This is a genomic window from Amycolatopsis orientalis DSM 43388 (assembly GCF_000411975.1).
GTDB classification, from domain to species: Bacteria; Actinomycetota; Actinomycetes; order Mycobacteriales; family Pseudonocardiaceae; genus Amycolatopsis; species Amycolatopsis orientalis_D.
The window spans coordinates 126,359-150,136 of sequence record NZ_ASXG01000154.1 but is presented as its reverse complement, the minus strand read 5'-3'; the positions used below and the strand labels follow the sequence as shown (position 1 = coordinate 150,136).

Below are 23,778 nucleotides of genomic sequence, written 5' to 3'. Positions count from 1 at the left end.
GATGTTGTGGAACGCTCGCGCCGTCGCCGAGACGGTGACCGACCCGGAGCTGCCGATGCTCACGCTGGCCGACCTCGGCGTCCTGCGTGAAGTGTCCGAAGAGGACGGTCGGGTCACGGTGTCGATCACGCCGACCTACACCGGTTGTCCGGCCATGGACACCATGCGGGACGACCTCGAGCACGTTTTGCGGGACGCGGGGTATACCGAGATCGACATCCGCACGGTGCTCGAACCGGCTTGGACGTCGGACTGGATCAGCGAGGACGGGCGGCGCAAGCTGGCCGAAGCGGGGATCGCGCCGCCGGGGGACGCGCCTCGCCGGGCGGCCGGGCCGATTCCGTTGACGCTCGGGCCATCCGTGCGGCGGGTGGCTTGTCCGCATTGCGGGTCGTGGGATACCGAGGAGCAGTCGCGGTTCAGCGCGACCGCGTGCAAAGCGTTGCGGCGGTGCCGGTCTTGCTGGGAGCCGTTCGAACACGTCAAGGAGATTTGAGTGACTGCCACCGTTTCCCGCCGTGCCGGGTTCCATCCGTTGCGGGTGGCCGAGGTCGAGCGGCTTTGCGACGACGCTGTGGCCGTGACCTTTGCCGTGCCTGAAGAACTGGCCTCGACTTACGCCTTCGCGCCCGGGCAGTCGTTGACCTTGCGCCGGGTCGTCGACGGGCGGGACGAGCGGCGGTCGTATTCGATTTGTGCCGCGGCGGGGGAGCGGCCCCGGGTCGGAGTGCGTCTCGTGCCCGAAGGGGTGTTCTCGTCGTGGCTGGTCAATGAGGTCCGCCCGGGGGACACGATCGAGGTTTCCGCCCCCACGGGGTCGTTCACGCCGGATCTCACCGCGGGCGGCCACCACGTGCTGATCGCCGCGGGTTCCGGGATCACGCCGGTGCTGTCGATCGCGGCTTCGTTGCTGGCCACGCCGGACGCTACGGTGACTGTGCTGTACGGGAATCGGCGTACCGACACGGTGATGTTCGCGGACGAGCTGGCGGATTTGAAGGATCGTTATCCGGCTCGGCTGGAACTCGTGCACGTGTTGTCGCGGGAGCCGCGTGAGGCCGAGTTGTTCACCGGGCGGTTGGACGCGGACAAGCTGCGGGCGCTGTTCGAGTCGATCGTGCCGGTTGCGGATGTTGACCAGTTTTGGCTGTGCGGGCCGTTCGGGATGGTGACCTCGGCGCAGGATCTTCTTGCGTCGCTGGGGGTTCCGGGGGAGCGGATCCATCAGGAACTGTTCTATGTGGACGATGTGCCGCCGGAGCCGGTCAAACATGTCGATCCCGCGGTGGCCGGGGCTTCGTCCGAGGTCACGTTGGTGCTGGACGGCCGGTCCACGACGATGAATGTGCCGCGGGAGTCCTCGGTGCTGGACGGGGCGCAGCGGTTTCGGCCGGATTTGCCGTTCGCTTGCAAGGGCGGGGTGTGCGGGACCTGCCGGGCTCGGGTGACCGAGGGGGCGGTGGATATGCGGCGGAATTTCGCGCTGGAGAAGGCTGAGGTGGAGGCTGGGTTTGTGTTGACTTGCCAGTCGCATCCGGTTTCTGAGCGGGTCACGGTCGATTTCGATGCTTGAGGTTAGTGGGTTGAGTGGTTGCGTGGGGCACCCCGAAGTTTGATTGTCACGACGGCGCGGGAGTGCTTGTCAAGGCGGGAAAGCGTGCCTTGACAAGCACTCCCGCGCCGTGTGTCGGCTTCGTATCGGGGTTGGGGGAGGGGTGGGTGCCTCGGTCGTGGGTGCGTCGGTGCGGTTGGGTGGGTGGTGCGCATCGGTTGGGTGCGGGGGCGCGTTGGGGCCAGCGGCTGCCGGGTGCATTCGGCGAGCGGGCGGTCCGTGAAGGGCTCCTTGAGGGAATCTAGGTACGTGAAGGGGCCCCTCACGGACCCCGGCGGGTAGTGAAGGGGCCCCTCACGTTCGGTCAGCGGCGCCGGCGGCGTTTCCGCGGCACGGGCGGCGTGGGGAAGTCGTCGGGTTCTGGGGTTTCCGCCGGGGCGGGTTCGCCCAGGCCCAGCATTTCCGCGGCCAGCTGCTGGGAGGAAGCGAAGCGGCCGGTGGGTTTGTCCTTCGCCCGGCGCAGCGCGGAGGGGCGGAGGCGGCTGTATCCGCGCACGGCGATCGGGCGGCGGGTGCGGAGGTCGAACTGCGGCAGGGACTCCAGTTCTCCGGCCAGTTCCCGGTCGACGAGTACGGTCCCCGGCCTCGCCGCGGAGGTGAGTCGCGCGGCCAGGTTGACGACGGAGCCGTAGACGTCGCCGAAGCGGGACAGGACCCGTCCGGAGGCCATGCCGGCTCGGACCGCGGGCAGGCCGCCGTCTTCGCCGGTGCGTTCGGCCAGGGTCAGGGCGATTTCCGCGCCGTCGGCGGCGGTGTCGGCGACGAAGAGGACCTCGTCGCCGATCATCTTCACCACCCTGCCGTGGTGTTCGGCGATGACTTCGGTGGCCAGCGATTCGAAACCGTCGAGAACCTGGGTCAGTTCTTCCTCGTCGGCTTCCCTCGTGAAACGCGTGTAGCCGACCATGTCCACGAAGCCGACGACCAGGGCGCGCGTTTCCAGGTCCTCGTCCGGACTGGCGAACGCGCGCCCGGCGAAGGCGGCCAGGTGGCGGCGCCAGACGTAGTTTTGCACCTGCTCCAGTTCGGGGAGCAGGCGTTCGACGAGGCGGGTGACCTGGCGGTCGCTGCGGGCCAGTTCCGGGTTCTCGGTGATCAGCTGCCACAGCATGTGCACCTGCCACTCGGCCAGCCGGGACAGATGCTGGCCGAGGGCACGGGTCACCGCGACTTCCATCCCGGGCGCGACCAAGCCGGAACTCACCAGGCCGTCGGCGATGCGCATCGCTTCGACGTCGGCGTCGGTGAACACCACCTCGTCGTCTTCGACCGTGGCGAAACCCAGCGCCCGCCACAGCCGGCGCGAGCGTTCTTCGGGCACGCCGGCTCGTTTCGCGACGTCGAGCCGGGTGTAGCGGCGGGGCCCGCCCAGCAGGGCGCGTTCCAGCCGCTGCTGCAGGTCCCGGGAAGTATCGGCCACGGCCTCAGGTGGTGTGCACGATCAGCACGTCGACGCCCGACTTCCGGGCCACCTCCGACGGCACCGAGCCCAGGATCCGCCCGGTCAGGGTGTTGAGGCCGCGGTTGCCGACCACGAGCAGGTCGGCCTCGCGGTCCTTCACGACCTTCCGCAGCATCTCGACCGGCTGGCCCTCCAGCGCGACCGTCTCGACGTTCGTGGCACCGGCCTTCGCCGCCCGGTCGCGGGCGGACTGCAGCGTGTCCTCCGCGGGCGCGGACCCGACCACCTGGTAGGCCTCGTCGCCCAGCTCGTCCTGCGCGCGTTCCACATCCTGGCGGCTGGCCGGGTGGTACGCGCAGACGACGACGAGCGTCGCCCCGGCGTCGGCAGCCACCCCGGCGGCCTTGTCCACCGCGGCGAAGGACGAGTCGGACCCGTCCGTGCCCACCACCACAGTCCGATAGACAGCCATCCACAACCTCCCGGCGATCGGTCAGCGGGGCGGCGCGGCCCCTTCGCGGGGGAAGGTTACTCGCCAGTCGGTTTTCCCGCCGGGCGCGGTTGCGGCTGCGGCTTGGGCACGTCGGACGTACGCAGCCGGACGGTCTGCTCGACGTCGCTGCCCGCGGCGGCCTTTCCGCTGTTCGCCGGTGCGCTCTTGCCGCCCTGACCAGCGGAACCTTGCCCGGCCGGGGTGCTGGGCTTGCCGCCCTGGGAACCCGAAGCGGCACCGCTGCCCTGAGCGGCCGCCTTGCCGCCGCTCTGCGCACTGGCCGCGGTGCTGCCGTTCGTGCCGGACTTCGGCCCGGAGCCGTTGGCCGTCTCGGCCGCGGCCTTCTTGATGTCCGCGGGCACCTCGCCGTCCATCTCGCCGAGCACGTGCTGCGCCTCGGCCAGCACCGTGCGGGCCGACCGGACCTGCTCGGCCAGGCTCGCCCGGACCGCGCGCAGGGCCTCGACCCGCTCGTTGGCCTGGGTGATCCGGCGGTTGGACTCGTCGGTGGCGGTGCGGACGCGGCGGCGGGCCTCGTCGGCGGCCTCCGCGAGCCGCGCGTTGGCCTCGGTGATCGAGTCCTGGCGGCGCTTGTTCGCGTCGGCGACCGATTCGCGCTGGCGGCGGTCGATGTCGGCCTTGGCGGCCGTCTCCTCCTCGAGCACCTTCGCCCGGATCGCGGCCGCGTCCTCGGCGGCCTCGCGGACCCGGCGCTCGGCTTCGGCCTTGCTGGCCGCCTCCTGCTCGGCCAGCACCCGCATCGCCTCGGCCCGGCGCGTGGCCATGGCGATCTCGAAGTCTTCCTCGACCTGCGTGCGGCGGGCCTCGGACTCCGCGTCGAGCTTCTTGCGCTCGGCCTCGGCCTCGTCGGTGATCCGCTTGGCCTCGGCGCGCGCGTCCTCGAGCACCTTGCGGTGCTCGGCCTCCATCTCCTTGCGGCGCAGGTCCAGCTCGGTGAGCAGCTGCTCGTACCGGGCGCGCATGGCGCTGGCGTCGGTCTCGGCCTTGGCCCGGATGTGGCCCGCCTCGGCCTCGGCCCGGGCGCGGGTGTCCGCGGCCTCGTCCTGGGCCAGCCGCAGCATCCGCTGGAGGCGTTCGGACAGGCCCTCGACGCTGGTCGGCGGCTGCGCGAGCCGGTCGACCTGACCGCGGAGGTCGGCGATCTCGCCCCGCGCGACCTCCAGCTGCCGGGCCAGGTCGCCGGCTTGGGCGATGGCGGCGTCGCGGTCGGCGGTGAGCATCTTCAGGTCGCCGTCGAGCCGTTCCAGGTGTTCGTCGACCTGGGCCCGGCTGTACCCCCGCTTCGCTACGTCGAAGCCGGCTCCCAGCGGCACGAGTTCGCGTTCATCGCCAAGACTCATGACACCACCGTAGTCGCTCCGCGGTCACGGACGGGTGAGCACCCGGCGGGTCCGGCCGCTCGTGCGCCGAGCGGCCGGACCGATTGGGCCGGTGGTCTGCCTTCATGCCCCGCGGAACGCGTTGATGCTGTCGAGGTGCTTCGCGCGCAGCTCCTCGTCGCGCACGCCGAGTCCTTCTTCCGGGGCCAGCGCGAGCACGCCGACCTTGCCCTGGTGCGCGTTGCGGTGCACGTCAAGGGCGGCCTGGCCGGTTTCTTCGAGCGAGTACGTCTTCGACAGCGTCGGGTGGATCAGGCCCTTCGCGATGAGCCGGTTGGCCTCCCACGATTCGCGGTAGTTCGCGAAGTGCGAGCCGATGATCCGCTTGAGGTTCATCCACAGGTACCGGTTGTCGTACTGGTGCATGTACCCCGAGGTGGACGCGCAGGTGACGATGGTGCCGCCCTTGCGCGCGGCGTAGACGGACGCGCCGAAGGTCTCCCGGCCCGGGTGCTCGAACACGATGTCCGGGTCCTCGCCGCCGGTCAGCTCGCGGATCTTCGCGCCGAACCGCTGCCATTCCTTCGGGTCCTGCTCGTTCTCGTTCTTCCAGAACTGGTAGCCCTCAGCGGTGCGGTCGATGATCAGCTCCGCGCCGAGCTTCTGGCAGATCTTCGCCTTCTCCGGGCTGGACACGACGCACACCGGGATCGCTCCGCCGTTGAGCGCGTACTGCGTCGCGTACGAGCCGAGGCCGCCGGAAGCGCCCCAGATCAGCACGACGTCGCCCTGCTTCATGTCCGCGCCGTTGCGCGACACCAGCTGCCGGTACGCGGTCGAGTTCACCAGCCCGGGGGAGGCGGCTTCCTCCCAGGTCAGGTGCCCCGGCTTCGGCATCAGCTGATTCGCCTTGACCAGCGCGATCTCGGCGAGCCCGCCGAAGTTCGTCTCGAAGCCCCAGATCCGCTGCTCGGTGTCGAGCATCGTGTCGTTGTGCCCGTCCGGGCCCTCCAGTTCGACGTTCAGGCAGTGCGCGACGACCTCGTCGCCGGGCTTCCAGTTGTGCACGCCCGCGCCGGTGCGCAGCACGACGCCGGACAGGTCGGAGCCGACCACGTGATACGGCAGGTCGTGCCGCTTGGCCAGCGGCGAGAGCTTCCCGTACTTGCGCAGGAACTTGAACGTCGGGATCGGCTCGAAGATCGAGGTCCAGACGGTGTTGTAGTTGATCGCGCTGGCCATCACCGCGACCAGCGCCTCGCCCGGGCCCAGCTCCGGCGTCGGCACCTCGTCCACGTGCAGCGAACGGCGCGGGTCCTTGTCGCGGCTTTCGAGGCCCTCGAACATGTCGACCTCGTCGGCGTGCACGGTGACGCCCCGGTAGCTCTCGGGCACGGGCAGCTCGGCGATCGCGTCGAGGCGGCCGTCGAGGATCGCCTGCTGGATCTCGTCGAGGTGCGTCATCGGGAACCTCCAGGGGTCGGTCGCGGCGCGACAGGACGAAATTACTCGTCGGTAACCGGGGGCCTCACTGTACGAGACGAAGACCCCGTACACGAGTCGAAGTGTGACGCACGAATCTTGACCGTCTGGCCAGTCAAGGAGCATAGTCGGAGATGGGAAATCTCCCTGAACGGCTCTTTTCCGGCGGAGGTGAGCACGAATGAGTGAAGTCTCGACGCGCGCCTGGACGCGGCCCTACGACTGGGCCGAGGTCGTGATTGGTGTTGTCGCCGCTCTTTCACCCCTTTGGCTGAGCACGAACACCACGATGGTGTGGACGATGGTGATCCTCGGCGCGCTGATCGCGATCGACGGCCTGGTGTCGCTCGCGGCGCCGAGCATGGTTTACGGCGAGGGCGTGCAGATCGTCCTCGGCGCGTTGCTGTTCATCGCGCCGTGGGTGATGGGGTATACGCAATTCAACGGGGCGTCGTGGACGTCCTGGGTCGCCGGTGCGCTGACGATCATCGCCGGCGCGGCCGCGATGCCGGAGGCCAACGCCGCCCACCGGATGGCGGGCCAGCACTGACGGGGCAGCGACGCCCTGGTTGGGAAAGGTGAGATGACCGAGGACTCGGCGAAGGAACGGATCCTGTGCGCGGCGGAGGAGCTGTTCGCCGAGTCCGGCTTCGAGGCGACCCCGACGTCCCGCATCGCGGAGCGCGCCGGGGTCCCGAAGGGCCTGGTCCACTACTACTTCCGCCGCAAGTCCGACCTGCTGGCCGCCTTGGTCGACCGGCTGCCGGACGAACGCATCGAACCCGCCGCGGTCGTCGTTCCGGGCGACCTGGCGGGTTCGCTGCGCAGGCTGGTCGGCGAACTCGACCGCCGGTTCGCCGGTTCGCTCGGGCTCTCGCACCTGCTGTGGCGCGAGGCCGACACCCATCACGTGGTCCGGGACGCGCTGTCCGAACGATTCCAGCAGCTGGTCCGGCTGATGCGGTCGGTGATCGTGGCCGCCACCGGCGGACGGCTCGCCGGGCCGGACATCGACAACGCCTCCGGGCTCTTGGCCCGGGCGGTCACCCACCGGCACGCGACGGCCCGGCATTCCGGGGACGACCGTCCGGCGGAGTTCGACGGGGAGCTGACGTTCGTGGCGAACGCGCTCTCGGCCCGGGTGCCGAAGGGCACGCCGCCCGCTTCGGCGGTGTGAGAACCGCGCCGCGGGCACCTCGGTGTGGACGCCTGTCCCGCTCCCGCAGGTCCGTGAAGGGCTCCTTGCGGGAATCAGATTCCTTCCAGGAGCCCTTCACAGACCCTCGTGGGGGAGAGGTCAGTGTGCGGAGGCGGCGGGCTCCACGAGTTCGACCAGAACCCCGCCCGCGTCCTTCGGGTGCACGAAGTTGACCCGGCTGTTCGACGTCCCGCGCTTGGCCGCGTCGTACAGCAGGCGCAGGCCCTTCTCCCGCAGCGCCGCCGCCGCGGCGTCCACATCGGACACTCGCAGCGCGAGCTGCTGCAGGCCCGGCCCGTTGCGGCCGATGAACTTGGCGATCGTCGAATCGTCCCGGGACGGGGCGAGCAGCTGGATCATCGTCTCGGTGCCCGCGGTACCCGGGGCGCGCAGCATCGCCTCGCGCACGCCCTGCTCGTCGTTCACCTCCTCGTGCGCGACCTCCAGGCCGAAGTGGTCGCGGTGGAAGGCGATGGCCGCGTCGAGGTCGGGCACGGCGATCCCGACGTGGTCGATCGCGGTCACGAACGGCTTGAGCACGGATGCGCTGGGCTCGGTGTCCATACCGGGGAGGATAAGCCTCGCGGCGGCCCGCGGAACCCCGCGTGCGCCCCCTCACACTGGCTCCATCAAGACGCGCCGGGAAGCCCGCGCAGGCCGTATCGTGGGAACACTGCCAGTGCACCGATGCTTTGGAGGACGTCGTGTCCGGTTCCGTGATCCTGGGCGCTGCCCGTACCCCGATCGGGCGACTGCTCGGCTCGTTGAAGGACTTCTCGGGAGCCCAGCTGGGCGGGATCGCGATCAAGGCCGCGCTCGAGCGGGCCGGCGTCTCCCCGGACCAGGTCCAGTACACGATCATGGGCCAGGTGCTCACCGCCGGCGCGGGCCAGATCCCGGCGCGCCAGGCCGCGGTCGCCGCGGGCATCCCGATGGACGTCCCGGCGCTGACCGTCAACAAGGTCTGCCTTTCCGGTCTCGACGCGATCGCGCTCGCCGACCAGCTGATCCGCGCGGGCGAGTTCGACCTCGTCGTCGCGGGCGGCCAGGAGTCGATGACGCAGGCGCCGCACCTGCTGCCGAAGTCCCGTTCGGGCTTCAAGTACGGCGACACGACGCTGGTCGACCACATGGCCTACGACGGCCTGTTCTGCGCGTTCGACCAGGTCGCGATGGGCTCGTCGACGGAGAAGTACAACAGCCGCTATGGCGTGACCCGCGAGCAGCAGGACGCGTTCTCCGCGCGTTCGCACCAGCGGGCGGCCGCGGCGATCGAGGCCGGGTTCTTCCGCGAGGAGATCGCGCCGGTGTCGATCCCGCAGCGCAAGGGCGACCCGGTCGTGTTCTCCGCGGACGAGGGCGTGCGGGCCGACACCACGGCCGAGAGCCTCGCGAAGCTGCGTCCGGCGTTCGCCTCGGACGGCACCATCACCGCGGGCTCGGCGTCGCAGATCTCCGACGGCGCGGCCGCGGTGATCGTGGCCAGCCCGGAGAAGGCGGCCGAGCTGGGCATCACGCCGCTGGCCGAGATCGGCGCGCACGGCGTCGTCGCCGGTCCGGACGCGAGCCTGCACGAGCAGCCGTCGAACGCGATCCGCGCCGCGCTGAAGAAGGCGAAGCTGGACGTGTCCGACCTGGACCTGGTGGAGATCAACGAGGCGTTCGCCGCGGTCGGCCTGGTGTCGAGCGAGAAGCTCGGCCTGGACGAGTCGAAGGTGAACGTCAACGGCGGCGCGATCGCGCTCGGCCACCCGATCGGCGCGTCCGGTGCGCGGCTGGCCGTGCACCTGGTGCACGAGCTGCGCCGGCGGGGCGGCGGGCTCGGCGCGGCCGCGCTGTGCGGCGGCGGCGGTCAGGGCGACGCGCTGCTGATCCGCGTCCCGTCGGCGTAAGTTGGCCGGCCCGGACCTCGACGAGCTGGTCGGCCGCGCGCGGGAAGGACAACCGCGTGCGGTCGCCCGGCTCATTTCGCTGGTTGAGGATTCCTCGCCGCGAGTAGCGGACATCGCCCGCGCGCTGACGCCCTACACCGGGCGCGCCCGCGTCGTCGGGCTCACCGGCCCGCCCGGGGTCGGCAAGTCGACCTCGACGTCCGCGCTGCTCACCGCGTTGCGCGGCGAAGGTTTGCGGGTCGGGGTGCTGGCGATCGATCCGTCGTCGCCGTTTTCCGGGGGCGCGTTGCTCGGCGACCGGATCCGGATGACCGAGCACGCCACCGATCCCGGCGTGTTCATCCGCTCGATGGCGACCCGGGGCCACCTCGGCGGCCTTTCCTGGGCGACCCCGCAGGCGGCGCGGGTGCTGGACGCCGCCGGGTTCGACGTGGTGCTGATCGAGACTGTCGGGGTTGGACAGTCCGAAGTGGACGTAGTGAAACTCGCGGACACCACGGTAGTGCTGCTGGCGCCGGGAATGGGCGACGGCATCCAGGCGGCGAAAGCCGGCGTGCTGGAGATCGCGGACGTGTTCGTGGTTAACAAGGCCGACCGCGACGGCGCCGACGCGACGGTGCACGACCTCAAGCAGATGATCGCCCTCGCCCGCCGCGAACTGCGCGGGCCGAGCTGGCGGCAGCCGATCGTCCGCACGGTGGCGGCGAAAGGCGAGGGCGTCGACGAGGTGGTGTCGGCGTTGCGTGCGCATCATGAATGGCTTCTCGCGCACGGGGAATTGGACCGCCGCCGCGCCGCTCGCGCCCGGGAGGAAGTCGCCGCGATCGCGTTGCGAAGGTTGCACGCGGAACTGGCGGATCTCCGGGACGGCGACCGGCTGGGCGAGGTGGCGGCGCGCGTGGTGGCCCGGGAGCTGGACCCGTTCGCGGCGGCGGACCAGTTGATCGCGGAGCTGAAGGGCTAGCGACCTCGCCGCAAGACACCCGACGCGGGCGTTCGCCACCGGCCAGGATGCGACTTTCGCCGGAAGCGCGGGCAGTTTCCCGTCCCTATACTGCGATCCTCCGTGCACTGGGAGGGGACCGGAATGAAAAGACTGCTCGTGTCCGTGCTGACCGCGTTGTCGCTGGTCGCGGTGGCCGCCCCGGCTTCGGCGGCGGAGGCGCCCAAGGCGAAGGTCACCTCGGGGCCGTGCCAGTACACCGAAACCCCGGACGACCCCGCAGTGCGTCCGGTTCCCCTGCCTCGCGACCCGAAGCACACGCCGGACCGCGGCAGTGTCGATGTCGCGATCTTCTCCAACCAGGGCCTGCTCCGGTTGAAGCTCGACCGCGCGCAGGCGCCGTGCACCGTGCAGAGCTTCCTGCACCTGGCCGCGCACGGCTTCTACAACCAGACGACCTGCCACCGGCTCACCGCGTACCCGACGCTGAAGGTCCTGCAGTGCGGCGACCCGTCGGGCACCGGCGAAGGCGGCCCGGGCTACAAGTTCCGCGACGAACTCCCGACGACGCTCCCGCCCGCCCCCTCCGACCCGACCGGCAAGCGCCGGACGTACGCACGCGGCCTGCTGGCCATGGCGAACGCCGGCCCGGACACGAACGGATCGCAGTTCTTCGTGGTGTACGGGGATTCCAGCCTGCTGCCGAACTACACGGTCTTCGGCACGGTCGGTTCGGCCGGACTGCGCACGCTGGACCGCGTCGCGGCGGGCGGCATCCAGCCGGACGCGGACACGCCGCCGGGCAAGACGCCGGTGGACGGGAAGCCGGTGCGGAAGACGGACCTGGAGCTGGTTCTGCCGCTCTGCTTCTGCGGGCGCTGAGGGAGCAGCAGAACGGGCCAGGTACTGCACTCTTTTGAGGCGGGATCCGGCCCCGCACTGCGCGGCCGCATGCCTGACTGGCCCAAGCCGCCCGCCCCGAACTGGACCATTCGGCTAGGCCACTCCCGATTAGCGTGGGTGCCATGACGAAGCGAATCGCGCTCGCGACGGGCGCGTTGTATCAGGCGATGTCCCACCTGCAGGGCGAGGTGAAGAAGGCCGCCGCGAACGCGGGGCTCGACGTGAAGCTCGTCGAGCTGGTCAAAATCCGCGCGTCGCAGATCAACGGGTGCGCGTACTGCCTCGACATGCACGCGGCGATGGCCGTCGAGGCCGGCGAGTCGCCGCGGCGGCTTTATGTGCTCGAGGGCTGGCGCGAGACCGACCTGTTCACCGAGCAGGAACGCGCCGCGCTCGCCTACACCGAGGCGATGACTCTGATTTCGGACCACCGGGACGTCCCGGAAGACGTTTACGCCGAGGCGGTCCGCGTGTTCACCGAGGACCAGTACCGCGCGCTGGCGTGGTGCGTCGTCGCCATCAACACCTGGAACCGGCTCATGGTCGCGAGCCACGCGCCGCTGCCGGAGCGTGCCGCGTGAGCGCTCGGGAACTGCGGGCGCTGCATGTGCCGGGAAAGCCGCTGATCCTGCCGAACGCGTGGGACGCGGATACCGCGAAGGCGGTCGAAGCGGCCGGATTCCCAGTGGTGGCAACGAGTTCCGCGGCGGTCGCGGCGGCGCTCGGGCAGGCGGACCACGAAGGCGCGTCGGCGGACGAGATGCTCGCGGCGGCCAAGCGGATCGTGGACGCGGTGTCCGTGCCGGTGACGGTGGACGCCGAAGCCGGATACGGCCTGGCACCGGCGGATCTCGCCGCCCGCTTGAAAGAGATCGGTGCGGTCGGCTGCAACATCGAGGACACCGACCACGGCAAGGGCAGTCAGCGGCCGGCCGCGGAGCAAGCGGAGTGGCTCGCCGGGCTGCGCAGTGCGGCGGGCGACGGACTGGTGCTCAACGCGCGGGTGGATTCGTTCCTCGGAGCGCCGGACGAGCAGACGGTGCTCGACGACGCGGTCGCGCGCGGGCGGGCGTATCTCGAAGCCGGTGCCGACTGTGTGTACCCGATTCTCGTGCGTTCGCCCGAGGTGCTGGCCGAATTCGTCCGGCAGGTGGACGGTCCGGTCAACGCTTCGGCGCTGCCCGGCGGTCCGGGGCTGGCCGGGCTTGCCGAACTGGGGGTAGCCCGGATTTCCCTGGGGGCCGGACTGTGGCGGTATCTGCGCGGTCTGCTGGAGGGCACGCTCGGCGAGATCGCACAGGGGAAGCTGCCGTACTGAAAAAACCGCTGGGCACCGCGGCGAAAGCGGTGCCCAGCGGTTTCCGCGGGCGGGAAATCAGTGCTGCACGGCCTTTTCCGCGCCCGCACCGGTCAGCGCCCGGACTTCCATTTCGGCGAACTTCGCCTTGTCGTGTTCCTTCGACAGGATCGTGCCCAGCCAGCCGAGAACGAACGCGATCGGGATCGACACCAGACCCGGGTTGTCGAGCGGGAACCAGTGGAAGTCGACGCCCTGCAGCATCGACGCGCTCTTGCCGGTCTTCGGGTCGACCGGCTTCCCGGACACCGCGGGAGAGAACACGATGAGCACGATCGTCACGATCAGCCCGCCGTAAATGCTCCACAGCGCGCCCTGGGTGTTGAACCGCTTCCAGAACAGCGAGTAGAGAATCGTCGGCAGGTTCGCCGAAGCCGCCACCGCGAACGCCAGCGCCACCAGGAACGCGACGTTCTGCCCGTTCGCCAGGATGCCGCCCAGAATCGCGACGATGCCGATCACCACGGCGGTGATCCGCGCGACGCGGACCTCCGAACCAGTGGTGGCCTTGCCCTTCTTCAGCACGTTCGCGTAGACGTCGTGCGCGAACGAGGCGGACGCGGTGATCGTCAGCCCCGCGACCACGGCGAGGATCGTGGCGAACGCGATCGCCGAGATCAACCCGAGCAGCACCGGGCCTCCGAGGTTCAGCGCCAGCAACGGAGCCGCGGAGTTCACGCCGCCCGGTGCCTTCTTGATCGCGTCCGGTCCCACCAGCGCGCCCGCGCCGTAGCCGAGCACCAGGGTGAACAGGTAGAACACGCCGATCAGCACGATCGCCCACACCACCGAACGACGCGCCTCCCGCGCGGTCGGCACGGTGTAGAAGCGCATCAGCACGTGCGGCAGGCCCGCGGTGCCCAGCACCAGCGCGATGCCGAGGGAGAAGAAGTCCAGCTTCGTCGTGCCGTTGGTGCCGTACTGCTTGCCCGGCCCGAGCAGCGCTTCGCCGGCCTTGCCCGCCTTGTCGACCGCGCCCTGCAGCAGCGAGGAGAAGTTGAAGCCGTACTTGCCGAGCACCCACAGCGTCATCGCCAGCGCGCCGACGATCAGCAGCGCGGCCTTGATGATCTGCACCCAGGTGGTGCCCTTCATGCCGCCGATGAGGACGTAGGCGATCATGATCACGCCGACCACCGCGATCACCAGCGACTGGGCGGCTTTGCCCTCGATGCCGAGCAGCAGCGCGACCAGCCCGCCCGCGCCCGCCATCTGCGCCAGCAGGTAGAAGAACGACACCACGAGCGTCGAAATCGCCGCCGCCGCGCGCACCGGACGCTGTTTCATCCGGAACGCCAGCACGTCGCCCATGGTGAACTTGCCGGTGTTGCGCAGCAGTTCCGCCACCAGCAGCAACGCGACCAGCCACGCCACCAGGAACCCGATCGAGTACAGGAACCCGTCGTAGCCGTACACCGCGATGGCGCCGGCGATGCCGAGGAACGAAGCCGCCGACAGGTAGTCGCCGGAGATCGCGATGCCGTTCTGCGGGCCGGTGAACGCGCGGCCGGCCGCGTAGTAGTCGGACGCGGTCTTCGTATTGCGGCTCGCGCGGAACACGATCACCAGGGTGATGACCACGAACAGCGCGAAGATCGTGATGTTGAGCGCCGGGTTGCTTCCCTCGACGCTCGCGGCGAGAGTCTTCACTGCGTCTCCTTCGCCGGGTTCTCGATGTCGTCCTTGATCCGCTCGGCCAGCGGGTCGAGGTTCTTGTTGGCGTAGCGCACGTACAGCCACGTGATCAGGAACGTGGACACGAACTGCAGCAGGCCGAAGAGGAGGCCGACGGTGAAGTTGCCGGCGATCTTCGTGCTCATGAAGCCGTGCGCGTAGTCGGCGAGCAGGACGTAGAGCAGGTACCAGGCGAGGAACAGACCGGCCATCGGGAACACGAACCGGCGGAGCCGCTCGCGGAGTTGGCGGAACTCGGCGCTGTCGTGCACCTGCTCCCAGGTCGAGTCCGGCGGCGCGCCGGACGGGTCGCCTGCGCTCATGGGATCTCCCTTGTGCGACGCTGCGGATGTGGTCCGCGACACAGTAGGGAGGACGCCGGGCGAGCGGAACCGTCAGCGGCTCAAACGCCGCGCGGCACGACGAACGGTTGACGAACGGTCCCCGGAAGCGGACGAAGGGCGCTCGTCGAGGTGCAAGCGCAGCATCGCGGCCCCGGCCCAGGACGGTGGGCGCCCGCGCAGTGACACCGTGATCATCACGCCGAACGCGAGCGGTACCGACCAGGGTGCCGGTTGCGAGACCAAGATCGCCACCCAGCCTTGCGCCGAGGGCCCGGCCAGCGCGAACAGGATCGACCCGGACGAGGCCGCCAGCCCGGTCAGCACCCCGGCGATCGCGCCCGCCGCGGTGAGCCGCTGCCACCAGATGCCGAGCACGAGCAGCGGGCAGAACGTCGACGCGGCGACGGTGAAGCCCCACGTCACCAGCACTCCGGCGTCGAGCCGTGCGGAGGGCAGCGCGAGCAGCACCATCGCGATCGCGGCGAACACCACCGTCACCCGCAAGCGGCGCAGGCCGCCGGGCATCAGGTCGTAGGCGAGCGCGCCGGACATCACCAGCAGCAGGCCCAGCGAGGTCGCCAGGAACGCGGCGAACGCGCCCGCGGTGAGCAACGCGGTGAACAACTGCCCGGCCCAGCTGTGGTCGACCTGCGAGGGAAGCGCGACGACCACGGTGTCGGTGTTCCCGGACAGATACAGCTGCGGCACGAGAACCCGGCCGAGGACGCCGTAGACGCCGGGGAAAAGGTAGAAAACCCCCAGCAGCGCCACGGTGATCGCGGCGGTGCGGCGGGCGGCGCGGCCGTCCGGGCTGGTGTGGAAGCGCATCAGGACGTGCGGCAGGCCCATCGTGCCGAGAACGGTCGCGAGGAGGACCGCCCACGTGCCCAGCAGCGGATAGCCCTTGTCGATCTCCAGCAGCGGACGCTGCCAGTCCGGCCCGCCCAGCGCGACCTCTCCGCTCACGCCGGGGACCTGCGCGCCGGCGGCGAAGGTGAGCTGGTCTCCCTTGTGCACCACCAGTTGTCCGGGCGGCACCGTGCCGCGGTCCTCGATCGCGGTGGGCTCGCGGAAGGTGAGGGTGACGTCGTGGTCGAACTGCACCGGGGTGGTGTGCGAGAAGCGGGTGAACTCGACCGGCGTGAGGCTCGCGTCGCGGGTCTCGGCGCCGATGTGGAGCACCAGCCACAGCGCGGGAACGAGGAACAGCAGGAGTTTCAGGAAGAATTGGAAGGCTTGGACGTACGTCGCCGCGCGCATCCCGCCGAGCGCGAGCGTGACGCTGACCGCGGTGCCCGCGATGACCACGCCGACCCAGTACGGAGTTCCGCCGACCGCGGTGAGGACCAGTCCGGCCGTGCGGAATTGCGGGACTACGTAAATGGTCCCGATGACGAGTACGACGACCGCGGCGAGACGGCGCAGCGCGGGGGAGGCGAGGCGGGCTTCGGCGAAGTCGGGAACGGTGAGTGCGCCGGATCTGCGCATGGGGGCGGCGACGAGCACCAGCATCGCGACATACCCCGCGGTGAAGCCGACCGGATACCAGAGCGCGCCGACGCCGTCTTTCACCATCAGCCCGGCGACCCCGAGGAAGGACGCGGCGGAGAGGTATTCGCCGGAGACCGCGGCGGAGTTGACGAAGGGCGAGATTCGCCGGGACGCCACCAGGAAGTCGGAGGTGGTGCGCATGGCGGCGACCCCGCGCACGCCGATGAGCAGCGTGACGAGGACGACCGGGGCTACCGCGAGCGCGATGTCCATCTATCCGCCCCCGGACCGCTCGGGTACTCCGCTCACCGATCGTCCTCGATCTTCTCCGCGCGGCGCAGCTGCCACCAGGAGAGCCCGGCCAGCACCGGGTACGGCAGGACCGCGATCAGCAGCCAGGACAGCGGAATTCCCCACAGCCTGACGCTGTCGAGCGACGGGGCGAGCGCGAACAGCACCGGCAAACCCAGCACCAGCACGAACATCGCCACCAGGGCGGGGATCCCGCGACGGCGCTGGATCCGGTAGAGGCCGGCCGCGCGCTCCGCTTCCGACGCGCGCAAACGGGGCATCCGCCAGCGGCCGCGTTCGAGCCGCCGCGACCGGGCGAGCCTGGTCTGCGGACTGGTGACGGCGACGCGTTTCGTGCGGCTCACTGGACGGCCTGCGCAATCCTCGTGCGCGGCGACTCTTGTGCCCTCGTGAGTGCTGGCGCCGGTTCTAACCGGCTTTGCCACGCACGAGCCGCGCCGCTCACCGAGCGCTCCCGAGCTGGCCGCGCTGCGCCGCCTCCAGCAACCGGTCCCGGAGGTCTCGCGCATGCCGTCGGCTCACCGGCACGTCACCGGCTTCGGTGTGCGCCAGCAAGCCGCCCGTCGTGTCGCTCCGCAGTTCCAGCACCGCGCTGACCGCGAGCAAGAACCCCCGGTGCACCCGGGTGAATCCGGTGCCCTCCCAGTACTCTTCGAGTCGCGAAATCGGCATCCGCACCGGGTGCACGCCATTGCGGGTGTGCAGCCGGACGTAATCGCCGTTGGCCTCGGCGAACAGCACGTCGTCGCGGCGGACATAGCGCGTGCGACCACCGGAATCGACCGGCAGCGCCGCCATCGCGTCCGGCGCGGAACGACGTCGTCCGCTCGGCGCCAATCGGGTCACCTTCGCCAGCGCGGCGGAAAGCCGTTCCGTGCGCACCGGTTTCAGCAGGTAGTCCACCGCGCCGATGCCGTACGCGGTCACCGCGTGCCCGTCGTGCGCGGTGACGAACACGATCACCGGTGGTTCGGACAGTTTGGCCAGCAGCGACGCGAGTTCCAACCCGTCCAAGCCGGGCATGGAAATGTCGAGGAAGACCGCGTCGAAATGGTCTGCCTGCAACAGTTTCAGCGCCTTCAACGCATCGCTCGCACCGACCACCTCGCCGACTTCCGGCGCGTCGCGCAGCATCCGGCACAGCTCGTCCAAGGCCGGCGCGAGATCGTCGACCGCCAGCACCCGCAGCCCGCTCACGGCAGCACCCCCGGCTGGAACCGCGGCACGCGCAGGAGCACCCGGGTGCCTTCGCCGACCGCCGTTTCCACCGTCAGGCCGTACCAGGCGCCGTACACGGTGCGCAATCGTCGGTCCACATTGGCCAGACCGAGTCCGGTGCCGTCGCCGCTGCCCGCGAGGATGGCCGCGGCGCGCTCGGGCTCCATGCCGACCCCGTCGTCCTCGACGCTGATCACGCAGTCGTTCCCTTCCGCCTGTCCGTGCACCTGGACGAGCCCGGTGCCCGACCGCGGCTCGATGCCGTGCCGGATCGCGTTTTCCACGAGGGGTTCGAGTACCAGGTACGGCACCGCCACCGCAAGCACTTCCGGCGCGACCCGCACCTGCACCTTCAGTCTTTCGCCCAGCACCGCCCTCTGCAGCGCGAGATACGTCTCCACCGCGCGGAACTCCTCGGCGACGACGGTGTACTCGCCGTGCCTCGACAGGCTGTAGCGGGTGTAGTCGGCGAAATCGAGCATCAGGTCGCGGGCGCGGTCCGGCTCCGAACGGACGAACGAGGCGATCACGGTCAGCGCGTTGTAGACGAAGTGCGGCGACATCTCCGCGCGCAGCGCCCGCAGCTCGGCTTGCGCCGCTTGGTCGGCCGAAGCTTCGAGCCGTCCCCGTTCCAGGGCCTGCACGACCAAGTCCGCGGCCTGCCGGGGCACCGCGCTGGAAACGTCGCCGACCAGCAGCAACGCGCCCGCCAGTTCGTCGTGGACATGCAGCGGGACCGCCGTCACCCCACCGACGGCGATCGGCTCTTCCTGGTGCAGGACGTCATCCAGAGCCTGGGATACCGAGGAGTCGGCACCGGGGCGGCCGGACCACATCAGCGTGCCGGACAGGTCGGAAAGCCCCAGCCCGGCGACGCCGAACAGCCGTCGGAGGCCGTGAGCGGCACGGCGGGCGCGGACTCCGGAAAGGCCGTCTTTCAGGTCGTCGGCGATCTTGCGCGCCGCGCCGAGCACGCCGACGGCGTCCGGGCGGGAGCGCCACGGCAGCCGGGCACTCTCGGTCATCGACGAGCCCTCCCCTCGGGTGCCTGGGGGAGTAGATAGTAGCCCGTAACAAGGCGAAGGGGACTTTCCGCGCGGAAAGTCCCCTTCGGCCGGACCAGCGGTCAGCAGCTCTGCTTGTAGAAGTACTTCGAGTTGGCGTCCAGGTCGTCCTTGGTGATCGAGTGCAGCTGCGCGGTCAGGTCCCGCTCGGTCGGCTTGCCCTCGAGCGCGGCCACCGCCTGGTCGACGCCCTTGGTGCCGATCTGCGCCGGGTCCTGCGCGATGAGCGCCTGGTACTCGCCCTTCTTCAGACCGTCCACTTCGGACGGGCTGGCGTCGAAGCCGACCAGGTTGACCTTGCCGATCTTGCCCGCGTTGCGCAGGCCGGTCGCCGCGCCCTCGCCGGTGTTGAGGTTGGTGGCGAAGATCCCGACGAGGTCCGGGGTCGAGGCCAGCGCCGCGGTCACCTTCGAGGCGGCCTGGTCCGGTTCGTTCTGGGTGAACTGGACGCCGACCGACTTGAGGTTCGGGTGGTTCTTCAGCTCGTCCTCGAAGCCTTTCGCCCGGGCCGCCGTCGTGGACGTGCCCGCGATGGTGTCGAGAATCAGCACCGAACCCGGCTTGTCGCCCACCAGCTTCGCCATGGTCTGCGCGGCCAGCTTGCCGCCCTCGGCGTTGTCCGAGGAAACCGACGACACCGCGACGCTCTTGTCCTTGAGCGAGGTGTCGACCTCGACGATCTTCGTGCCGCGGTTCTTCACCTGCTGGATCGGCGCGAGCATGGCCTGGTCGTCGGTCGGCGCGATGAGCAGCGCGGCGGGCGGGTTGGAACCCATCGCGTTGACGATCGACGTCTGCATCGCCGCGTCGAACTTCTGCGGGGCCTGCGTGGTCAGTTCGTAGCCGAGCTTCTTCGCTTCTTCCTGCGCGCCGCACTGCATCGAGATGTAGAACGGCTCCGCCTGCACGCCCGGCACCAGCGCCAGTTTCTTGCTGTTCGCGGAGTTGCCGCCGGGCTGGTCTCCCGACCCGCTCTGTCCCACCTGCCCGGAGCCGCACGCGGCCACCAGCATCGCCGCGGACGCGAGCGTCCCGGCGGCGAGGACGGTTTTGCTGAATTTCATCGTAAGCACCTCTTTGTACTCGAGAACCGGTTCAGCGGGAGTTGCGCTTGCGGCGGCGGCGCTGGTCGAACCACACCGCCGCGATCAGGACCGCGCCGACCGCGATCATCTGCCAGAAGTCCTGCACGTGCGTGATGTTGAAGCCCTTCTTCAGCACCGCCGGGATGAAGACCCCGATCACCGTGCCGAGCATCGAGCCGACGCCGCCGAAAAGGCTCGTGCCGCCCATCACCGTCGCGGAGATGGCGTTGAGGTTGTCGTTGGTGTGCGCCGAGATCGTGGTCGACGCGTAGTACGCCAGCGACAGGAAGCCCGCGATCCCGGCGAGGAAACCGGTGAGCAGGTACACCTTCAGCAGGTGTGCGGTCACGCCGATGCCGGACCGCCGCGCCGCCTCGGCGTTCGAGCCGACGGCGAACGTGTAGCGGCCGAACCGCGTGGTGTGCAGCAGCCACGCACCGATCAGCGTGATCACCACGGCGACCAGCACCAGGTTCGGGATCCCGCCGAACGACGTGCCGTAGCCGAGGGTCTTGTTCAGTTCGACGGGCACGCTGCGCACGTCCGAACCGCCGTTGAGCAGGTAAGACGCGCCGAGTGCCGCGCCCATCGTGCCGAGCGTGACGATCAGCGGCGGGATTTTCGCCACCGCGATGAGGAATCCGTTGATCAGGCCCCAGATCGTGCCCGCGATCACCGCCGCGACGAGCCCGACGGTGATCACGCCCCAGCCGGCGTGCGAGGCGTCGCCGCCGCTGAGCGCTTCCATGATCTTGCCCGCGACCATGCCGGCGAAGATCAGCACCGACCCGACGGACAGGTCGATGCCGGAGGTGATGATCACGAACGTCATGCCGACCGACAGCACCAGCAGCACGGACGTTTCGATCAGCAGCGTCTGGAAGGTGAACAGGGTCGCGAACTCGGCGGGCGCGATGGCGGTGAAGACCGCGATCAGCGCGAGCAGCACCAGCGCGATCCAGATCGTATTGGCCCCGACGAGCCGTTTCCCCAGCGGAGGCTTGGCGAACTCGCCGTCCACAGTGGTCTGAATGTCCTTCACCGGAGCGCTCATCAGGCCGCCTCCTCCTGGACGAGGGCACCGGTCATGGCGGCGACCAGATCCTCGAGTTTCGTGTCCGCCCCGGCGAACCGGGCGACGCGCTTGCCCAGCCGCAGCACCTCGATCCGGTCCGACACCGACAGCACCTCGGGCATGTTGTGGCTGATCAGCACGACCGCGATGCCCTTGTCGCGGACCTTTTTGATCACGTCCAGCACGCGTTCGCGCTGCAGCACGCCGAGCGCCGCGGTCGGCTCGTCCATGAACACGACCTTCGACGCCCACACCACCGACCGCGCCACCGCGACGCTCTGCCGCTGCCCGCCCGACAGCGACCCGATCGGCACGCTGGTGCTCTGCAGCGTGACGCCGAGCCGCTCGAACTCGGCGACCGCTTGCCGCCGCATTTCCGCCTTGTCGAGCATGCCGAGCTTGCCGAGGAGGCCCTTGCGCGGGATTTCCCGGCCCAGGAACAGGTTCGCCGCCGGGTCCAGTTCCGGCGCGACGGCGAGATCCTGGTACACCGTCTCGATCCCGGCCCGGCGCGCGGCCACCGGCGAGTCCAGGTGAACTTCCGTGCCGTCGAGCAGGATCCGGCCCGACGTCGGCTGTTCGGCCCCGGACAGGCACTTCACGAGCGTCGACTTGCCCGCGCCGTTGTCGCCGATCAGCGCGGTCACCTCGCCCGCGCGCGCCTGGAAGGACGCGCCGCGCAAGGCTTCCACCGATCCGTAGTGCTTGGTCAGGTCCACCGCGTCGAGCAGGATTTCGCTCATGCGGATCGACTCCTTTCCGGGGCGGGCGGACGGCACCGGACGACGGTGAGCGAGCCGGACAGTTCGGTCTGGCCCGCGGAGAACGGCACCGCGTAGGTGTCGCCCTTGGCCACCGGGAACTCGCCGCCGTGTTCGGTGCGCAAGGTGCCCTCGCCGTCGAGCGCGACGAGCACGCTGAACGACGGTTCGAGCGAGAAGGCGTTGCCGGACAAGTGAATGCGGTCAGCGCGGAAGAACTCCGCCGAATCCGGCGCGAGCAGGTCCACCGCGGTCGCTTCGTCGCCGGAGGTGTGCTTCACGATCGTCTTGAGCCGGTCCTCGTCCCAGCCCGAGGTGTCGAGCGTTTCGAGCGCGGTGTCGAAGCCGATCCCGAGGTGGCCCTTCTCCGGCGAGGCAAGGAAGTCGCGCCATTCGAGGGTCAGCGAGAAGTCCGTCGGCTGCTGCAGTTCGACCACGAACACGCCCTCGCCGATCGCGTGCGGCAGCCCGGCCGGGATGTAGACCGTGTCGCCTTCCCGCACCGGGATGCTGTTGAGCGCGCCCAGCATGCTCGGCGCGTCCTGTTCGCGGGTCCACTCGGCGACGGTTTCCTTGCTCAGCGTTTCCCGGAAGCCCGGGTACACGCGCGGGTCGTCGCCGTAGGTGCCGACCACGATCCACGCCTCGGTCTTGCCGAAGTGGGAGTCGAAATGCTTGCGGGCGAAGGAATCCGACGGGTGGAAGTGCACCGGAAGCCGCTGTCCGGCGTCGAGCAGCTTGACCAGGAGGCCGGTCGAGTCGCCGAGCTTGGCGACGTGCGCCGCGCCCAGCCACGCCTCGGCGTCCGCGCGGACCGCGTCGCGCAGCCAGACCCCGCTGGGCAGCTTGGTGAGACCGTTGGTCTCCTGGCCGAACATGGTGGTGACGGAACCGACCCAGTCCTCCGGCCCGAACTTCGAGTCGGTGCCGCTGGCTCCGCGCAGGGCGGCGATCGCGTCGCCGCCCCGGTAGAACTGCGGCGGCTGGTTGGCCGGGAGCGCGACCGGCTCGAGGTGCTTGGTCACAGGGCGGCCTCACCGGAACCGCGGGCGACGAGGTGCACGGGCAGAACTACCTTTCTCGGGGCGGATTGATCGCCCTGGATGCGGGCGAACAGCAGCTCTGCCGCTGCGTGCCCGAGGGCGCTGACGTCGTGGGCGATCACGGTGACCGGCGGGTCGAGCAGGTCCGCCAGTTCGAAATCGTCGAAGCTCACCAGCGCGGGCCGGCGCTCGGCGTGCGCGAGCGCGCGCAGCAGGTGCACCGCGACCCGGTTGTTGCCCGCGATCACGGCGGTGGCCGGATTCGGCCCGCCGATCAGCTTGCGCACGGCCTGGCCGACGGTTTCCGGCGTCGGCGTCTGCATCGCCACCAGGCTCTCGTCGTAGGAGATCCCGTTGCGCACACAGCCTTCCCGGAACCCGCGCAGGCGTTCGGCGGCGGTGAAGATGTCCGGGCTGTCGCCGAGGAAGGCGATCCGGCGGTGGCCGTGCCGCACGAGGTGGCCGACCGCCTCGATGGTGCCGCCGAGGTTGTCCACGAGCACGGTGTCGGCCACGATGTCACCGGCCGGGCGGTCGAGAAACACGACCGGCGTGCCCGCGCGCATTTCCGGCACGAGATAGCCGTGCTGCAGCCCGGCGGGCACGATCAGCAGCCCGTCCACGCGCCGTGCGCAGAATTCCAGCGACAGCTCGCGTTCGCGGTCGGAGTTCTCGCCGGACGACCCGGTCAGCACGTGTCTGCCGAACGACGTCGCGATCCGTTCCACCGCGCGGTTCAGCTCGGAGTAGAAGGGGTTGCCGACGTCCTCGACGACCAGGCCGATGGTGCCGGTGGTCGAGCCGCGGCGCAGGTTGCGCGCGCCGATGTTCCGCCGGAACCCCAGCTGTTCGATCGCGGCCACCACGCGTTCGGCGGTGTCCGGATGCACCGCGGGCTCGTCGTTGACGACCCGCGACACCGTTTTGATGCTGACGCCGGCCAGCCGGGCCACATCGCTCATCGTGGCCCGCCTGCTGGCGGGGCGGGGAAGCCCGTCCGCGTCCCGGCCCGAGTGAGACAACGTTGTCATAATGCGGGGGATTGGACACCATCCGCCCGCTCGCTGTCAATGCTTGCCGCTTTCCGCT

The 23,778-nt window shown here is 70.0% G+C and carries 25 protein-coding genes; 9 read left to right on the top strand and 16 right to left on the bottom strand.

Annotation, left to right across the window (positions count from 1 at the left end; all coding sequences use genetic code 11):
- The first annotated feature begins 4 nt into the window (after window positions 1-4).
- Both paaD and paaE read left to right on the top strand, forming a co-directional pair.
- Window positions 5-496, top strand: a complete 492-nt coding sequence (gene paaD, locus L942_RS31075; protein WP_106965100.1) for a 1,2-phenylacetyl-CoA epoxidase subunit PaaD — start codon at window positions 5-7, stop codon at window positions 494-496.
- The gene (gene paaE, locus L942_RS31070; protein ID WP_037367270.1) at window positions 497-1,573 is read left to right on the top strand and encodes a 1,2-phenylacetyl-CoA epoxidase subunit PaaE; all 1,077 of its coding nucleotides are present in this window, start codon (window positions 497-499) and stop codon (window positions 1,571-1,573) included.
- 343 nt (window positions 1,574-1,916) lie between these two features.
- Here the strand turns inward: paaE and L942_RS31065 are convergent, their stop codons facing one another.
- The 4 genes from L942_RS31065 to ccrA form a co-directional block, all read right to left on the bottom strand.
- Window positions 1,917-3,032, bottom strand: coding sequence for an adenylate/guanylate cyclase domain-containing protein (locus L942_RS31065; RefSeq protein ID WP_037367269.1), 1,116 nt, complete (start codon window positions 3,030-3,032; stop codon window positions 1,917-1,919).
- A gap of 4 nt (window positions 3,033-3,036) precedes the next feature.
- A complete protein-coding gene (locus L942_RS31060; RefSeq protein WP_037367267.1) occupies window positions 3,037-3,486 on the bottom strand; it encodes a universal stress protein in 450 nt (149 codons plus the stop codon).
- A gap of 56 nt (window positions 3,487-3,542) precedes the next feature.
- The gene (locus L942_RS31055; protein WP_051166379.1) at window positions 3,543-4,841 is read right to left on the bottom strand and encodes a chromosome segregation protein; all 1,299 of its coding nucleotides are present in this window, start codon (window positions 4,839-4,841) and stop codon (window positions 3,543-3,545) included.
- Window positions 4,842-4,970: 129 nt separating this feature from the next.
- Window positions 4,971-6,311 carry a crotonyl-CoA carboxylase/reductase gene (gene ccrA, locus L942_RS31050; protein ID WP_037367265.1) on the bottom strand — a complete coding sequence of 447 codons (1,341 nt, stop codon included), beginning with the start codon at window positions 6,309-6,311 and terminating at the stop codon, window positions 4,971-4,973.
- Between the two features lie 199 nt (window positions 6,312-6,510).
- Here ccrA and L942_RS31045 point away from each other — a divergent pair, with 199 nt between their 5' ends.
- Window positions 6,511-6,879, top strand: coding sequence for an SPW repeat protein (locus tag L942_RS31045; protein WP_051166366.1), 369 nt, complete (start codon window positions 6,511-6,513; stop codon window positions 6,877-6,879).
- Between the two features lie 33 nt (window positions 6,880-6,912).
- Window positions 6,913-7,506 (top strand): TetR/AcrR family transcriptional regulator, encoded by a 594-nt coding sequence (locus tag L942_RS31040; RefSeq protein ID WP_037367264.1) that lies wholly within the window; start codon window positions 6,913-6,915, stop codon window positions 7,504-7,506.
- A 120-nt stretch (window positions 7,507-7,626) separates the two neighbouring features.
- Here the strand turns inward: L942_RS31040 and mce are convergent, their stop codons facing one another.
- Entirely contained in the window at window positions 7,627-8,091 is a 465-nt protein-coding gene (gene mce / locus L942_RS31035) for a methylmalonyl-CoA epimerase (RefSeq protein WP_009073871.1), read from the bottom strand.
- Window positions 8,092-8,231: 140 nt separating this feature from the next.
- Between mce and L942_RS31030 the strand changes: the two genes are divergently transcribed.
- The 5 genes from L942_RS31030 to L942_RS31010 all read left to right on the top strand — a co-directional run bounded on the left by L942_RS31030 (window position 8,232) and on the right by L942_RS31010 (window position 12,583).
- On the top strand, window positions 8,232-9,419 hold the full coding sequence (locus tag L942_RS31030) for an acetyl-CoA C-acetyltransferase (RefSeq protein WP_037367398.1): 1,188 nt from the start codon (window positions 8,232-8,234) through the stop codon (window positions 9,417-9,419).
- Window position 9,420: 1 nt separating this feature from the next.
- A complete protein-coding gene (meaB, locus tag L942_RS31025) occupies window positions 9,421-10,383 on the top strand; it encodes a methylmalonyl Co-A mutase-associated GTPase MeaB (protein ID WP_037367262.1) in 963 nt (320 codons plus the stop codon).
- 123 nt (window positions 10,384-10,506) lie between these two features.
- A complete protein-coding gene (locus L942_RS31020) occupies window positions 10,507-11,244 on the top strand; it encodes a peptidylprolyl isomerase (RefSeq protein ID WP_037367261.1) in 738 nt (245 codons plus the stop codon).
- A gap of 143 nt (window positions 11,245-11,387) precedes the next feature.
- On the top strand, window positions 11,388-11,846 hold the full coding sequence (locus L942_RS31015; protein WP_037367260.1) for a carboxymuconolactone decarboxylase family protein: 459 nt from the start codon (window positions 11,388-11,390) through the stop codon (window positions 11,844-11,846).
- Window positions 11,843-12,583, top strand: coding sequence for an isocitrate lyase/PEP mutase family protein (locus tag L942_RS31010; RefSeq protein WP_037367259.1), 741 nt, complete (start codon window positions 11,843-11,845; stop codon window positions 12,581-12,583). The genes L942_RS31015 and L942_RS31010 overlap by 4 nt, the downstream gene beginning before the upstream one ends.
- 57 nt (window positions 12,584-12,640) lie before the next feature.
- Here the strand turns inward: L942_RS31010 and L942_RS31005 are convergent, their stop codons facing one another.
- The 11 genes from L942_RS31005 to L942_RS30955 form a co-directional block, all read right to left on the bottom strand.
- Window positions 12,641-14,272 (bottom strand): solute symporter family protein, encoded by a 1,632-nt coding sequence (locus tag L942_RS31005; RefSeq protein WP_037367257.1) that lies wholly within the window; start codon window positions 14,270-14,272, stop codon window positions 12,641-12,643.
- A complete protein-coding gene (locus tag L942_RS31000) occupies window positions 14,269-14,619 on the bottom strand; it encodes a DUF485 domain-containing protein (protein WP_037367255.1) in 351 nt (116 codons plus the stop codon). The genes L942_RS31005 and L942_RS31000 overlap by 4 nt, the downstream gene beginning before the upstream one ends.
- A gap of 72 nt (window positions 14,620-14,691) precedes the next feature.
- On the bottom strand, window positions 14,692-16,404 hold the full coding sequence (locus L942_RS30995; RefSeq protein ID WP_037367254.1) for a sodium/solute symporter: 1,713 nt from the start codon (window positions 16,402-16,404) through the stop codon (window positions 14,692-14,694).
- Between the two features lie 32 nt (window positions 16,405-16,436).
- Entirely contained in the window at window positions 16,437-16,787 is a 351-nt protein-coding gene (locus L942_RS30990; protein WP_037367253.1) for a membrane protein, read from the bottom strand.
- A 97-nt stretch (window positions 16,788-16,884) separates the two neighbouring features.
- Complete coding sequence (locus tag L942_RS30985) at window positions 16,885-17,640, bottom strand: LytR/AlgR family response regulator transcription factor (RefSeq protein WP_037367252.1); 756 nt, start codon at window positions 17,638-17,640, stop codon at window positions 16,885-16,887.
- Complete coding sequence (locus tag L942_RS30980) at window positions 17,637-18,686, bottom strand: sensor histidine kinase (RefSeq protein WP_037367251.1); 1,050 nt, start codon at window positions 18,684-18,686, stop codon at window positions 17,637-17,639. The genes L942_RS30985 and L942_RS30980 overlap by 4 nt, the downstream gene beginning before the upstream one ends.
- Before the next feature lie 101 nt (window positions 18,687-18,787).
- Window positions 18,788-19,789 carry an ABC transporter substrate-binding protein gene (locus L942_RS30975; protein WP_037367250.1) on the bottom strand — a complete coding sequence of 334 codons (1,002 nt, stop codon included), beginning with the start codon at window positions 19,787-19,789 and terminating at the stop codon, window positions 18,788-18,790.
- 31 nt (window positions 19,790-19,820) lie between these two features.
- The gene (locus tag L942_RS30970; protein WP_037367249.1) at window positions 19,821-20,864 is read right to left on the bottom strand and encodes an ABC transporter permease; all 1,044 of its coding nucleotides are present in this window, start codon (window positions 20,862-20,864) and stop codon (window positions 19,821-19,823) included.
- Window positions 20,864-21,628, bottom strand: coding sequence for an ATP-binding cassette domain-containing protein (locus tag L942_RS30965; RefSeq protein ID WP_037367248.1), 765 nt, complete (start codon window positions 21,626-21,628; stop codon window positions 20,864-20,866). Before L942_RS30965 ends, L942_RS30970 begins: the two co-directional genes overlap by 1 nt.
- Window positions 21,625-22,671 (bottom strand): class I mannose-6-phosphate isomerase, encoded by a 1,047-nt coding sequence (locus L942_RS30960; protein ID WP_037367247.1) that lies wholly within the window; start codon window positions 22,669-22,671, stop codon window positions 21,625-21,627. The genes L942_RS30965 and L942_RS30960 overlap by 4 nt, the downstream gene beginning before the upstream one ends.
- On the bottom strand, window positions 22,668-23,651 hold the full coding sequence (locus L942_RS30955; protein ID WP_037367246.1) for a LacI family DNA-binding transcriptional regulator: 984 nt from the start codon (window positions 23,649-23,651) through the stop codon (window positions 22,668-22,670). Before L942_RS30955 ends, L942_RS30960 begins: the two co-directional genes overlap by 4 nt.
- Window positions 23,652-23,778: the final 127 nt, after the last annotated feature.